Source organism: Achromobacter dolens (genome assembly GCF_902859745.1).
Lineage (GTDB): Bacteria > Pseudomonadota > Gammaproteobacteria > Burkholderiales > Burkholderiaceae_B > Achromobacter > Achromobacter dolens.
This window is the reverse complement of record NZ_CADIJW010000012.1, coordinates 60,700-74,679: the sequence shown is the minus strand read 5'-3', so window position 1 is coordinate 74,679 and position 13,980 is coordinate 60,700. Positions and strand designations below refer to the sequence as shown.

At 60.4% G+C, this 13,980-nt stretch carries 14 protein-coding genes and 1 pseudogene; 6 read left to right on the top strand and 9 right to left on the bottom strand.

Annotation, left to right across the window (positions count from 1 at the left end):
• Positions 1-453: 453 nt before the first annotated feature.
• Entirely contained in the window at positions 454-1,560 is a 1,107-nt protein-coding gene (locus HV783_RS11890; protein WP_175189198.1) for a hypothetical protein, read from the bottom strand.
• A 106-nt stretch (positions 1,561-1,666) separates the two neighbouring features.
• The gene (locus tag HV783_RS11885; protein ID WP_175189197.1) at positions 1,667-4,819 is read right to left on the bottom strand and encodes a hypothetical protein; all 3,153 of its coding nucleotides are present in this window, start codon (positions 4,817-4,819) and stop codon (positions 1,667-1,669) included.
• Between the two features lie 47 nt (positions 4,820-4,866).
• Here HV783_RS11885 and HV783_RS11880 point away from each other — a divergent pair, with 47 nt between their 5' ends.
• A complete protein-coding gene (locus HV783_RS11880; RefSeq protein ID WP_175189196.1) occupies positions 4,867-5,022 on the top strand; it encodes a hypothetical protein in 156 nt (51 codons plus the stop codon).
• A 107-nt stretch (positions 5,023-5,129) separates the two neighbouring features.
• Here the strand turns inward: HV783_RS11880 and HV783_RS29650 are convergent.
• From HV783_RS29650 to HV783_RS11870, 3 genes and pseudogenes are all read right to left on the bottom strand, one after another.
• Positions 5,130-5,267 (bottom strand): annotated as a pseudogene (locus tag HV783_RS29650) (autotransporter outer membrane beta-barrel domain-containing protein); the annotation flags it as partial.
• A 235-nt stretch (positions 5,268-5,502) separates the two neighbouring features.
• Positions 5,503-5,634, bottom strand: a complete 132-nt coding sequence (locus HV783_RS29615) for a hypothetical protein (protein WP_269872144.1) — start codon at positions 5,632-5,634, stop codon at positions 5,503-5,505.
• 206 nt (positions 5,635-5,840) lie between these two features.
• Positions 5,841-6,110: a hypothetical protein gene (locus tag HV783_RS11870; RefSeq protein ID WP_175189195.1), complete on the bottom strand. Its 270-nt coding sequence runs from the start codon at positions 6,108-6,110 to the stop codon at positions 5,841-5,843.
• Between the two features lie 245 nt (positions 6,111-6,355).
• On the opposite strand from HV783_RS11870, the gene HV783_RS11865 reads away from it, so the two are divergent.
• Positions 6,356-6,700, top strand: a complete 345-nt coding sequence (locus tag HV783_RS11865; protein ID WP_144655498.1) for a hypothetical protein — start codon at positions 6,356-6,358, stop codon at positions 6,698-6,700.
• A 418-nt stretch (positions 6,701-7,118) separates the two neighbouring features.
• On the opposite strand, the gene HV783_RS11860 is transcribed toward HV783_RS11865, so the two are convergent.
• From HV783_RS11860 to HV783_RS11850, 3 genes are all read right to left on the bottom strand, one after another.
• A complete protein-coding gene (locus HV783_RS11860) occupies positions 7,119-7,649 on the bottom strand; it encodes a DUF2514 family protein (protein WP_175189194.1) in 531 nt (176 codons plus the stop codon).
• Positions 7,650-8,199: 550 nt separating this feature from the next.
• Positions 8,200-8,610, bottom strand: a complete 411-nt coding sequence (locus HV783_RS11855) for a hypothetical protein (RefSeq protein WP_254603882.1) — start codon at positions 8,608-8,610, stop codon at positions 8,200-8,202.
• A 408-nt stretch (positions 8,611-9,018) separates the two neighbouring features.
• On the bottom strand, positions 9,019-9,537 hold the full coding sequence (locus tag HV783_RS11850; protein WP_144655502.1) for a helix-turn-helix domain-containing protein: 519 nt from the start codon (positions 9,535-9,537) through the stop codon (positions 9,019-9,021).
• 260 nt (positions 9,538-9,797) lie between these two features.
• On the opposite strand from HV783_RS11850, the gene HV783_RS11845 reads away from it, so the two are divergent.
• From HV783_RS11845 to HV783_RS11830, 4 genes are all read left to right on the top strand, one after another.
• Positions 9,798-10,649 (top strand): AraC family transcriptional regulator, encoded by an 852-nt coding sequence (locus HV783_RS11845; protein WP_167517640.1) that lies wholly within the window; start codon positions 9,798-9,800, stop codon positions 10,647-10,649.
• Positions 10,650-10,844: 195 nt separating this feature from the next.
• Positions 10,845-11,987: a glycosyltransferase family 4 protein gene (locus tag HV783_RS11840; protein WP_175189192.1), complete on the top strand. Its 1,143-nt coding sequence runs from the start codon at positions 10,845-10,847 to the stop codon at positions 11,985-11,987.
• A gap of 464 nt (positions 11,988-12,451) precedes the next feature.
• On the top strand, positions 12,452-12,688 hold the full coding sequence (locus HV783_RS11835; protein ID WP_144655505.1) for a hypothetical protein: 237 nt from the start codon (positions 12,452-12,454) through the stop codon (positions 12,686-12,688).
• 40 nt (positions 12,689-12,728) lie between these two features.
• Positions 12,729-13,373, top strand: coding sequence for a thiol:disulfide interchange protein DsbA/DsbL (locus tag HV783_RS11830; protein ID WP_175189191.1), 645 nt, complete (start codon positions 12,729-12,731; stop codon positions 13,371-13,373).
• Between the two features lie 70 nt (positions 13,374-13,443).
• On the opposite strand, the gene HV783_RS11825 is transcribed toward HV783_RS11830, so the two are convergent.
• A complete protein-coding gene (locus HV783_RS11825; protein ID WP_175189190.1) occupies positions 13,444-13,959 on the bottom strand; it encodes a hypothetical protein in 516 nt (171 codons plus the stop codon).
• Between the last annotated feature and the right edge of the window lie 21 nt (positions 13,960-13,980).

Here is a 13,980-nt window from a genome sequence, read left to right as displayed (position 1 = left end):
CGGCTGCACATCCAGCCGGCACAGCGCCCCGCGCTCGATCCTGCGGCGCCGGCCTTGCCGAGACATCGATGCCTAACGAGGACCTGACCATCCAGACGTATCAAAGGTGACTAGATTGCCCTGTGTGTCCGGAACCCACAGATACGCTTTGCCATTGAGCGGCCGCTAGGCGATCGCCGCGAATTGCACGCGCGTACCCGTTGCGGCGGTGGCAGCGGGAGCTCTTCGTAATACATCTCGGCGTTTACATCGGCCGCCGTTTTCCCAGAGGCGTCGTAGCGATATACCTTGGCTCGAGATTCGCCTCGATATCACTTTCTACCCCCTAAGCAGTACCTCCGGTTGTTACCAGGATGTTCCTGGTGTATGCCTGGAGTGGGCACTGTTTGTCTTGCAGTTCGCTGGCTAATGTTACGGACAGAGGGGTTGATGTTGACGCTCTTCGCTCCGAAGTCAAGGGTCAAAGTAGATCGAGATAGCGCCGTCTTGCGGGAAAGGAGCCCAGGGGCCGGCATTCGTGGGATTCTTGCTCCATGCCGCCCGGATCGTGATGGTCTGATTGCGGGCGCTCGCCTGGATCTGCAGAGCCCCTGCAGGGATGCTCGCGATTCCGCTGGCGTCCGTGCGTAGAATCAAGCTGTTGCCTCCACCCGTCGAACCCTCTTTGAATTTTGCGTGCGGCGTGGCGTCGAGGCTAAGCTGGATGGCCCATTGGCCGACCGGCACGATGGAGTCGGGTTCGCCAGTTGAATCGCCTAGCGTCTTGTGCCCGGACAATCGAAAGGGAAGAACCACCCCTTCTCGCACGGCGGCACGCATGGACATGTGTCGGGGCGTTGTGCCCCAGTCATTTGTCAACCGGTCCGGCACGGGCAGCACATGCCACGTCAACGGCTTGCCGGTGTGCCCGCCCGCCGAGGGCGTTATCGTGACCTCTCCGATACGCTTGCCGGCCTGGATCGGAGGGAGTTCCCTGCCCGACACCACGGTGGCTTCCTGGCGTGGGCCGGTAAGGAAGTGGGCATTGTTTTCCGAAGCGCCTTGCGCCTTGTCGGGGCCGGCTAGCCGCAAAGTGACCCCAAGCTTGGAGTCAGGGACGGTCTTGACGTGGATCGCGGCCGCGTGTGTGAATGCTTCGCCCTGCCAGGTGGTCAATGACGTTTTCGGTGCAAATTCAACCTCGACAACGGATCCCTTCGCGACAAGCGATGCGTGGACTTTGTGGAAGGGCGCCTTTGCATCGCCGATAGCGCCACTGACCTGGAATTTCCCGGCGCTGGAGCGACTGCGTATGTAAAACCAGGCCAGGCCGCTCGCATCTGTCCTCTTGTCCGCGCCGCTGCTCCACTGTTGGCCGTCGACCGACAGTTGGGGCGACGCATCTTCAGGGAAGCCAGCCCCCGCGGGCGTCACGATGTCCGCGGACACGAGCACGCCGAGAAGGCCGCCCGGATTGTTTAACCGGGTAACGGCGAATCCGATTCGGTCATCGCCTTTCGCGGATATGGTATCCAGCGCGCGCGGAACGACCGCAATGGCGAGATCATCGGGATCGGGCATGATTTGTCGCTTCCAGAATGTCGGTGATATGCATAGGTTCTTTAAGATTCGGTGTCGCGCAAACAAAGGGGGCTCTCGTTTTTCGAGCCCCCCTCACAGCCTTGCGTCAAGCAACGGTGATAGCCAGGGTCCGATCCACGCTGGTACCCACGACGGTCGCGTTCAGCGTCAGGCTCCCTGCATGCCCGGTCCTGATCGCCGGGATTTGAGCCTCTCCAGACGAATCCAGGGAAACCACCTTTCGAACAATGGCCTTGCCACCGCTCGGAAACTTACCGCCCTCCTCCTGAAAGGTTGCGCCCTTTGTCTCGCCTGTCAGCGAGAATGCCACCTGTCCCGATCGCACGGGATGTTGCTTGCCGGCATCCGAATAGACCTTCACGGAGCCGATGACCCCAACCGCGTAAGGGTGCGACGGTTTCAGCTTTGTGCGCGCGTCCTCGAACTCGAGCAAGGTCGCTGCGGCAGCCTGTTTCACGCCAAAGTACAAATTGGCCAACGTTGTGCCCGCCCCCTCATTCGACACAGCAATATTGAAGGCCCCCACAAACCCGTTCTTGACCTTGAAGGCAGGCACAAAGCACTGACCGTTCGGGTCCGTTATGCCCGTGGCGCTCAGACTCCCGTCCTTGAAGGCCACCGCGTCGGGCGAGGCACCTGATGGCTCTGTGACAACAATGAAAAAATGCAGCCGGGCATTCGGTGCCAGAATCGTCTTCTTCGTATCCCTGTAGGCGATCACCCGAACGTTCGGGTCATTGTCAATACTGGTCCCCGAATCGATCTCGTAGGGATGGTCGCTGCTCGTCCCCTGCGGATAGACCTCCAGGGCCGCAGCCCCCTCGCCCACCCTGACCTGGAATGTCACGGGATGGATAGCATGCTCCTGCCCGGGGACCGAGAACTGGATCTGGTACTGTGAAGTCTCGCTTACGCCGACCCGCAGCGCCGTGATAGTCGTCCTTCCGTCCACCATCGGCAACTTCCCGTTGGAATTCCAGTTCCCGCTCTCGTCCTTGAGCAGCAGGCCATCATCGTCTGCCGGCGTGATCGCATAGGCAATGCTGTCGACATCATCATCCGCCGGATCCAGCACGACCGTGATCAGATTGGTGCCCTTTGTCTCGTGGTCACGTGAAACCATCAATGGCTGCTGTGTGAGAACGGTCAAGGTCTCTCGCACTACGTGACTCGTCGCCGTCAACAGCAACCTTCTAACGTGTGCCTTTTCCGCGGACAACAGCACCGTCGTCGCCCCGGAGTGACCGGCGGTAAACGCAAACGAAACTTGCCCTGCGCTATTGGTGATTTGGTGCTGCCGCAATGGATGGATTTGCGCCGGGTTACCGTCTTCTCCCAGGACTTCTGCGTCCACTCGCACACCGCTTACAGGCCGATTTGTGATCGAATCCCTGACCGTTATCGTGCGATGTTGCACCGTATGAAGCGGAAGCGCATCGTTTTCCCCGACCCCGATGGTGTACTGTATCGCCGGGTCCAGGAACAAGGTAAAGCTGGTCTCGGCCGCCAAGGGCGTTGACGCCCTGACGTGACCGGTGCCCTTGTCGCTGCCGATGCGTTCCAACGCGGGCGCTCGCGCAATCCCGTCGGGGTCAGTTCTGGTCCAGATCGTGTGTGCGCTTTCCTGGTAGAAAATGGCGCCCGGTTCCAACGGTTTGAAACGCAGTACGGTGGCATCCATGATCTCCCATCGGATCCACTCATTGGAAATTCCTCGTGAAGTACTCTCCATGACGAGCTTGGCTCTCAGGCCAGTAACGGGAGCGCCGGGCGTCACATGCTGGCGATCTCCCCCCACGCGGAGAATCAGGAAACTTGCGTTCTGTGACCACACGCTTTCGTGGAAAATAACGCTGCGACTGCTCTTTCCCTTCACCTTCGCAGCGACAGCGATCGGCCCCGCGGAATCGGCCCCCGAAAACTCGCCGATCAGCCAGGCCTGCGCGTTGCCGTCCCTTACCGGCACGTCGACCTCGGTCTGCGAGGCGGAATTCCACTCAAGGTTCTCGCTTGCCGAAACATAGCTCCGAACCTGGCCATTCGTGCTGGAGGCGGAGAAGGTGACCTGCCCACTGGTCGCCCGCTGATGGCCAGAATCGAATACGGAAACGCGAAGCGCGCGCGAGAAGCGTCGTCTGCTCGCCGCGGTCTGCATGTCCCCGCTTAGATAAGGGGATGCATAGATATCGACGGATTCCGCCACACCGGATATTGGCGCCCTCTCCAAGACTTCCAGACTCACCCTGCCGATTTCTTCCCCATCAATGACAACGACAAGCTCGCCGGTCTTGTCCGCCTTCGGCCCAGCCTTCAACTGATGCCCAGGCAGAAAGAAAAAACCGTCGCTGTTCGTGCGATCGCTGAATTTCGTCTGATCGGCGCCTTCGAAATGCAAGCCGCTCTGGGCGGGATCGCGAAGCTCGACTGTGACGAGATGGTTCCGCAGCACGCCAAAGCCAGAGCCAACGGCAAAGAGAAATGTGAGAGGACGGAAGTGTTGGTCCGCTCGCGCCTTCACCTTCCAATGCGGCGCCGGTCCCTCTGCGCCTTCTACGTTCAAGAGCTTGGGCTTGGCCCTGGGACACAAAAAAATATCCGTAATGAAAGGGGCGCACTGCGGAGGATTGTTCCCTTGCGGCACGCCACGGAACCTCAGCCAATAATTTCCGGCCTGGGGAACCTGAAAGTCGACGCTGTAGCGTTGCCAATGACCGTCCGTGGACGACGGGTTGTTCTTGTCCTGACGCCGGAATTGGAGCTTTTGGCTGGTGGCTCGCCCCCCGTCCTGTTCCAGGATCACCTCCAGCTCGGCCTCATGGGTCAATGAGCCGAGCCAGTTATTCCGGACGCCAAGAAAATTGACGTTTACCGCCCCCTGGGGCAGATGCACTTTCTTGGCCAGGGACATCTCGCCGAGCGTCGTGATCATCATGGCATAGTGGATTCTGTTTCCCTGAGGATCTTGCGGCCACCCAATGCGGTAATACACGCCCCCATGATCGTCGACCGGGCCAAACCAATGCTGGCCCAGCAATTCAATGACGCTCGAGGAAGAACCGGTTACCGCCCAGTCATCCGACCAGCGCGTCGTGCGGTAGATGTACGCTACGTCATCAGCATCCGCATAGCTCCGCTGCAGCGAAACCACCTTTTCGAATTGCGGGTCTGGAACCAGATTTCTCGCGCGATCAAGAATGGGTTGAGGATTGCCGCCATTCTCGGCAGTCATTTCAGGCATGTTCAGGACCTCCACGAGGGAACAGGGAACAGGGAACAGGAGCTAGCATGGACTACCGCGACACACCGATGGCACGACACACGGCAGGCGGCGACGTCTGCGCACTTCGCCGCCTCGCCTCGCGCTCAGCGGGCTACGGCAACATCGAGGCGGGAGTCAAACGCTTCAGGGAAATCCTATCCGAAGAAAAAGCTCCTAAATAGTTCTTGTTATTTCCGGAGTGCCACGTGGCGCGGTGCCGGCAAATGCGATTAATGCGGTCCGGAAATCGGCTGCATGGAAAGGACCTGCTCGCGTGCCGGGCTTTCCCCTATTTGCGGTTCAGATGCGCACTGAGGTGCTTGCCGATCTGAAGGGTGGTACCCAGGCCCAACTCGACGCGCGATCCGGAGAGATTCGCGTTGAACGAGTGATCGTTGATGCTGATGTCGTTGCTCTTGACGAATTCGTGGGCGACAGCCCTGCATCACACCAAGTGATGCAGCGCGTCCGAATTAACTGCCGCCCCCCCCCCCACGGCAGCGACGAAGCCCGCAGCGGTGATACATCAGGGTTCAATTGCAATAGACGCCTGGCCTTCAGAACCACACACAACGCGCGCGGCCCTTACGTCCCAGTTGCTAACTGCACAGCCGTACCGAAGAGGTCGCCGTAAAGTTACTCAGCAGTGTGGATAACAATCCTCACCTGCGGCAGACAAACACCGCAAGCGCCAGCATGCCGGCCAGGGTCCCACCCAACGCCATTGCGGCGCGCATGGCCCGAGGCGTACCCATACAGGCCAGCGCGACAATGAACCCGATCAGCACCATCAACAGGAGCGCCAGGGACAAGAGTCGCCAACGCGTTCGCAGCATGCCGGAGGGACCAGAATCAGTGATGGCAATAGGCGAAAGGCGCATGGCGGCACGGGCACGCACGCCGCCCCCGGACGCAGGGCATCAAGCCATGGCCGGCAGCCTGCCTATTTGCCCGCATGGCCGAACGTTAAACCATGGCGCCTCCTACCAACCCGCGGAGCTTACTTCCTGGCGTCGGTGTGCGGCTTGCCTGCGGCAGTGGCAGGCTTACGCTGATGCTGCTCCGTCGGCTGCACTTGGCGCTGACGATCAGACTTGGTGCTCTGGGCTCCCGCTTGTTGAGGCTGCTTGCCAGCGTGGGCAGGTGCCTTGGCGGATTGATGGCTTCCGGGCGTCGCGCCCGTTACCGGATGAACGTCCGCGGCATAAGCGCCGCAGCTCGCGGCGAGTGCCCCCGAAAATGCCAGGCCCGTCATGATTTTTCGAAACATGTTATTTCCTTCAATAGATGCAGACGTTCTGCGGTTTTCCACTCGAAAAAGTGGCGCAGCAATCGTAGAAGGATCGCCCCTCGCATGGGTGGCAAAACACGCCGCGGCGAGAAGTTTCGGTGCCTTTTTGTCAAATCCATGGATTAATCATTCACTCAGAAATCTCGTGCGGTTAAGCTGACCAACTGTTATCAATCCGGCCGCGAACCCTTACTGCGGCGGCTCTATACCGGGAGCACACGATCATGAAACATCGCTACGCAAAAATATGCCGTGCCTTTCTGGTTTCAGCGGTCCTTGCGTTGCCTGTGGTACAGGGATGCGCAACCGAGCAGAACCCGCGGGTTGACGCGGCTGTCGACGACCAGCCGTTCCAGGCCTGGCTCAATGGGCTCGTCAGTCAGATTGACGCCAACCCGCGGTACCAGCGCCTGCCGCTCGATACGACGGACAGCCGGGAGGCGTTTCTGGTCCTGCTACACGACACGTACCACCATCGCGTCTCGAAAGAGGAATTCTCCCAGCGCGTCAACAGCCAATTTCCTGGCCACCAATACGAAACTTCATTCATCGTTTCGCGGCTACCCTAGTCGCCCACAGGCACTCAGAATGTTCTCAAGAGCACTCCGCCCCTTCCAGAATATGCTCACGTACGAGCCCTTCAGTCGGGGTACTCCAGCGGTCGCCGGTTAGCGCGGCGACGAGTCTGGACGTGATACTTGAGCGTTATTTACCCTGCTTCATGGGAGCGCGGGAGTATCCCGACTAGAGGGCTTGGCCGAGCTACGGGTTAGCGCCGTGGCACTGAGCGATGCGTGCGAGGGAGCAAAAAACACTGCTTTATGTGGACGGCCAGCCCTCGCCTTCCTTCACTACCGAGCAAGCCTCCGCGCTGAAGAAAAAGAAAGGCATGGCGCCAGAACCTCGGCGCCATGCCTACCTCGATAATTGCCTGTCCCGTGCGACTCCCGCGCGACGGCAGAGGCGTTTCTCTCGGTGTTTGGGCGGCTACTTCCCCCTGATCTCGCTATACGTTCGCTCGCACGCTAACCCGGCGACTCGACGCCGGTCAGCTTCGCTCGCGTAGACTTCCGCCATTCGATCAAGTTCGCCAAACAACTCGGCGAACAGGCCGATGGGGTCGGCGGCTGACGCGCCGACGCCGGCAGAGTGGGAATGGCCGCAGCGACCGGCTTGGCGCCTGGCAAAGAGGACGGCCTGCTGGCGCAGGCGCTCATCAGCAGCAGCGCGCTCAGCAGCCAACACGCGCGCAAGATTCTCATCCGCTTCATTCCTGATTTCATTCACCACCTCGTATCGGCGTTCCGTTTGCATGCGGGCTTCGTCTTGGGCAGTGGCCAGCACGTGGCTCGCCACCGCACGCTCGTCGGCCCATCGTCTTTCGAGTTGTGCGACTTGACTCTCGGCGCGCCATCCGCGGACATTCCACGCAACACCTGCCGCCAGCGACGCCACCAGCAGCGGAACCAGGATCCCCCTGCCGCTGAACATACTCAACCATCCTGATACCGCGCTCATGGAGTCACCTCGCCCACGAGCGCGGCTGCCTGAGCGTGATACCCGCGCCACTTTTGCCGCAGCGAGGCTCGTTGAGCCTGGCTCCCGCGCGCGTAGGCGCCAGGGCGCCAGGTTCGCAAATAGAGGGCCCAGGCCTGCGGCTCGTCATCGATCGAAGGCAAAGCCTGAGGGTCGGTCCACAGCAAAAGCCGGGCCACCCCGGCCGCGAGCACATCGTCACGCTCCAAGGTCTCGTGTACTACGCCAGGATCCATCTTCACTCGCCGCTCAGGGCACAGTTGCCGTAGCCATCGCCTGCTCGCTGGATGCATCCACACGCCCCATACGCCTCCGAGGCTGGCGCTCGTTCCTCTTTCGAACTGCCAGAGGCCACGTGCCGGCCCCTTGAGGCCGGGCTTGCCCGAGACGAGTTGGAATCGATGTCTCAAACCGCTCTCCTGCAGGCCGATAGCGAGCAGCATGACGCGAGCGCCCGCTGTGTCCATGTCTGGGGGCAGCAGTCGCAACGCCGGCATGATTGCGGTATGCAGTACTGACTGAAGCGGCATACTCACTCCTTATCCTTGGCGCCGCCCAGGAGCGGCAGCCTCGCGCGGAGTTCATCCAGCCAGGGAAGCAGGCCGATCTTCCGAATGCGAGCGACCCACCGCATGTACCCACCCAGCATCCACCAGGCTGGCAACCCCGCCAGCAGCATGCAGGGGGCTATGACATAGAGCTTTGCCAGGAATTCGTCTTCCGTACTGCCGTGGTCCGCCAACCAGACCAACGCGTCGGTCAACGCGGGAAACCACGCCAGCGCGGCCGCGGCCAGGGCGGGGCCGAAGGCAAACGAGCACACCAGCGTGGATGCTGTGCGCATCATCAACTCGGCGCGACTACGGGGCGGCAGGACTACCAGGCCTAAAAGCGCGGCCAACGCGGCACATATTGCGTAAGTGGTGACGATCTTCAATGCCATTGAAGATGCCGCCGTCATGACGGGTTGCATTGTCAGATTCCTATGAGTTTGCCGGCGCGAACCAGACTGCGGCGAGGCAGACTGGCCGCAACGACCGGCTTGTTTGCTCTTAGGACGGGAGGGACTTGGCGCCAGCAAATTCTAGCCATGGCTAGTTTTTGCGTCAACTTTCCAGCGCCGGCGAGCCGGCACCAAGCCCTTGCCACTCAGGCCAGGCTGCTCAGCCTCTCAAGAATTTCGCCTGTCAGGATATGGCATGCCAGCAACAACGGCATGAGGTCACAAGGCTCGGCGGTCAGGCTATGGCGAAACCGCCCCTCGCTCAGGATATCGACGCAAGCGCGCGCCCTGACCTCTTCGCCGGCGTGAATAAGGCCGCAAGCACACTTGGGACACTGCGGCGCCCCCTCACTTTTTCCCCGAAGCCCGTCGCCTCTTGATGCGATCAGCGTCAACTTTGTCGTCACGTTCAATCTCCTTGCTAAAATGGTGACGCAACGCTTCAGACGTTCGCTTCAAGCCCTGGCGGAGTTGTTGAATCGACTCAGCCGGCACACTGCCTGCGGTAGAGGCGGAAGACCGGGACGCACGCGCCCCGCTCTCTTGCACCAGAAACGCAAGATAGCTTTCGAGATGCGCGCGCGCCTCAGCCGAAAGGAGTTCGAATTGCTCCAGAGTCACTTGCCTGAAGGGCCAGGCCAGCGACCCGCCCCTCTCTCGCTTGCCCACACCCGCACCAAGCCAGGCCTCGGAAACATTCAGCAGGCGCGCCACGATGACCAGGTTCTCGCCCCGGAGATTCTTGGTGCGCCCGCCCACCCAGTTGGCCACGGATGAACTTTTGGCCCCCGTGGCTCGGACCAGATCTGCTTGATTTTTTTTTGCCGCGGCCATGGCCTCGCGGATCCGCTCAGAGAGAGTGCTCATAGACGCACACTAGTCGCTGCAAATCTAGCCATGGCTACATTTCTATCAGACTGACCGACGGGAACAATTCCGGCCCATCCCGGGCTCGGCCATATTAAGGCGCACTCCGCCAGCAACAAAATGTACCAAGCCCGCCAGGTTTCACAATGGCTGCCCAGCCTATATATTGTTTTATCGATTTCACATTGTCGCGCCCTCGAAGGCCGCTGCGCGCCTGGCCCGCCGTATCAGCCAGCAATAGCAACAACAAGGGGAAGGACATGATTCTTGAGAGCATTCCCGAGGCATGGGGACCCAAGTTGGAGTTGGGCGATGCCGCGATCGCCACGACAAAGACAGGGCCCAACACCATCCGCTTTACTGCTCCTGCGCATTACTTCCTGGTGCTCTTCACGCCGCAACCGCATCGACAGATTGCCCTCAATTCCGACCGCGCGACGCTAGGCCTCGCGCCCACCGGCTCCGTCGAAGTTATCCCGCGCCAGCACGAACTCCTTGCTCGCTGGGCGGTTGCCAAAGAGAACCTGCTGATGGGCTTGAGCGACGAGCGTCTGCGGCGTCTTGCAGGCATGGAACTTGGCGACGACCAGGTCCGTTGGCAGCCACCGAAGCTCGGCAGCGTGGACCGACGCGCGCTATGCATCGCCCGCCATATCCGCGACGAGATAGAAAACGACGATCCCGGCAAGACGGAATCCCTGAACGCCTGGATCACGCTGCTGGGCGCGCACATGCTGAGAACCTATTCACACCTGACTCAAAGGAGTCTTCATCCGCACGCCGCGAAACTCAGCCCCCGCGCGCATCAACGCATCGAGGAATTCATTCGCGCCCATCTGGATCAGAACATCAACCTGGAAAGCCTGGCCACGATCGCCAATCTGTCGCCCAGCCATTTCTCGCGCGCGTTCCGCCAGGTTTTTGGGCTGCCGCCACATCAATACATCATCAAGCTTCGACTGGAGCGCGCTCGCCAACTGTCCTTGTGGAGTACCCTGCCCTTCGGGGAGATTGCGCGGTTGACGGGCTTTTCCAACAACAGCCACATGACCATGACCATGCGGCGCGCCTGGGGCATCACCCCCTCGGAAATCCGTCGAAAAGAGAGCTGAAGGCACGAAAAATTAGCAAAAAACTGTGCCTCCTGCCGCAAACCCCGCATTCATTCCGGGAATCGAACCTCGTCTCATCTGAACAGTGATATCAATGTCGAGCTCTTGTGAAGAACGTCTCTAACCGGAGTGGCAATGTTGCGGTCCTGTCTGGCCGCGGCGCGACAGTCACTCGCTCGACACAGATGAAGGTTCATGCGCGTTCTGCATACTTTTTCCGGGCTAAATCTCGGAGGCCTGGAGTTTCGCATCCTCGACCAATTGGCCTGGCTTCAGGCTCATGGTCATACCGCGGTCTTCGCGGGCCCATCCAGGAGCGAAACCCTGGCGCTGGCTCGTCAGCGCGGGCTACCAACGTTGGAAATTGATTTTGACTCGCCCTACTCCGTCTCAACGATACGCCGGCTGCGAACGGCAGTACGTCAAATGGGCATTCATGTCATTGATTCCCACGGAGCGAAAGACGGCCAGGCCAGCGCGCTATGCCGCGATCTCTGCACGCTCGTCAGGACGTGGCATTTCGCGCGAAAGCCAAGCACATCATGGCGCCGCCGATTGGAGTGGCGGCTGGGATGCCATCGTGTCATCGCCACCAGCCGAAGCGGCGCGGGCAACATCGTGGCAGCGGGGTTTGCGCCCAGGCGCCGTGTCAGTGTCGTAGGCGAATGGGCGGCCCCCGGATTCTTCGCAAGTGAGCAACGGGAAGCGCGCCGCCACGCGATGAGACGCACGCTCGCGCTGGCCCCCCGCTCGTTCGTCGTAGCGACGGTCGGGATGCTCAGGCCGGAAAAGGGGCAGGCGGAGCTCGTAAGGGTCGTTCATCTGCTGCTTCAGCGCGGTATTCCGGCCGTGGCGCTGGTGGTCGGAAAGCCGACCCAACGCACGCTGGCGTACGAACAAGCCGTACGCGATCTTGCCGTGCAGCTCGAAATCGAAAAAAGCGTCATATTTACCGGCCATCGCGAAGATATCGGGGATGTGCTTCAAGCCGTGGATGCCGTTCTCGTCCCGTCCTCTTGCGAAGCGTGGTCGCGCATCATTCCGGAGGCGTTTGCCTCGCGCTGCCCCGTCGTCGCGAGCGACGTGGGCGGCATACCGGAAATCGTTCAACCCCGCGAGACCGGCTGGCTATGCGGGGCCGGTGATACGGCTGGCTTCGCCGACCGTATTGCGGATATTTGGGCCAATCCGCACATAGCGGACCAAATCACAGATCGTGCAAGAAAGTACGCCGAACGCCATTTTTCGATCTCCGTGAAGATGTCGCAGACGTTGGAGGCCTACGAGACCGCCCTGACGGCATCTCGTTCCGGCAGGTCCATCGCGCTAGCAGACTGAACAAGCCAGGGCTGAAGGCACATGCCTGATCAGATAATTCTTAAGCGATGAGTACAGTTTCATCACTATGCTTGAGCGCCAAACCCTCATTCCGGAACGCGTCCAAGGACGTCGACTGGGGCCGCGGCAAGCCGCTGATCCCGGTCCGCACCAGGCCCAGGCACGCCATGGGCCGCACACCGGCACCACCAAATTCCAGCACAGCAATGTTGCGGAACTGAAATGTCATCGAAAGCCGTAGAAACCAAGCAACCTCATGTGCCAACGCTTCAATTGCGAGGCACCGCCCCCTGTCGCCCCCTCACCCTCTCGCCCGCCATGCGGGAAATAGCCCAACGCGCAGCAGCCTCCCAACCCCGATTGATCACCATCTCTCATCGTCGATGGACTCACGTCGACGCCGAGCGATATTGATGAGCAATCGTGCTGCAGGGCGTATCGAAAACCTCTCCGCGGAGCCCCCAATGGACATGGAAGAAATCCGGGATCTGATGACCACCACGCCCTTGCCTTTGCAAGACGATTCTAGCCATCTCGTATCCATGTACGCCGACATCCTGGAACAGCTCGCGCCGAAGCTTACTCAAGACGAGCTCTTCTCTTTAATCGCTGTTGGAACGGCCTTCTACCAGGGAGCCCGGCGTCAAGAGGAAGCCAGGCCATTGACTGATCGCGCCTTGCGGCACACCCATAGGCGTTGAAGCTGCCCGCACACCGCACCACACCAAATCATCCACGAATATGTTCTTCAGACATTGTCTTCGCCCCCTGGCGACCTCGGCGCTATCGGCGCTCCTCCTTGCCAACGCCTCGGTTTGCCATGCGCAACCCGCGCCTGCGTATGCCCGGATTTCACCGCCCCTTCCGTCGGATACGCCGGGAAAAATCGAGGTACTGGAATTCTTCGCCTACACCTGCGGGCACTGCGCCAAGATCGACCCGCTGATTGCACAATGGTCCCGACACATACCGCCGGGCGTAGTCCTGAAGCGCGTTCCGATCGCCTACAACGCCAACATGCGCCCAATGCAACAGTTCTACTACGCCCTTGCCGCCCTCAACCGGACTGATCTGCATGCGCGCTTCTTCGACGCGATCCACAACGAACACCAGCGTCTGTTCGACAGGACGGCGATCGAAGCCTGGGCTGTTTCCCAGGGATTGGAGAAAGCCAAATTCGACGCCGCCTTTGATTCATTCGGCGTGCAGGTCGAGATGCGCAGGGCCTCTCAATTGGCCGAGAGCTACCATATCAAGGGCACGCCTTCTTTCGCGGTGGGCGGTCAATACCTGACTTCGCCAGCGATGGCCGGCAACAGCTACGCTGGCGCAATCCAACAAGTCGACCATCTGATCGCGATGCTTCAAGGCCACACGCAGAATTGACAGCGCGACGCAGGTACCGGCACCGATGGGAAGCACGCTCCACCACCCTGCCGGCCCTGCGAATGCCTGATCAATGACAGGCAGTACGGGTGTAGACACCTTCGGCCGCGGGACGATCATTTCGAACGTCGTCCTCGTTGGCATAGGCGGACACGTTCAGATCACACTTGCCTTCCGGCTTCGCTACGCGAACGAACAGCACGCGGGTATGGGGTTCATCGTCCAATACACAGGTGCTGTCCGGACTCAAGACGAGCAGCATGCCAGGCTTGGGCGGATCGGGCTGCTCGACAAAAGCGGTCTTGCATTTGTGCCAGTGAATTCCATTGGAGCTCGTCAATCGCAGGTTGCCCATACCCTGGTAGCTGCCGCTGATCGGTTCCCACACGCCGACATAGAATTTCGTAGCGCTGGCTTGATCACCAGCATCTGCCCGAGCGTGAGATGAACCGCCCGTCCCTGATGACGAAGCGGCGCCTTCATGGACAGTCGGCGCGGTCGCCGACTGCGGGGCTCGCGAACAGGCCGTGCAGACAAGCGCGGCCGCAAGCAGCATGCACGCCTTCGAGATGCGTTGGATTCCCATTTTCTCTCCTAAATGAAACGG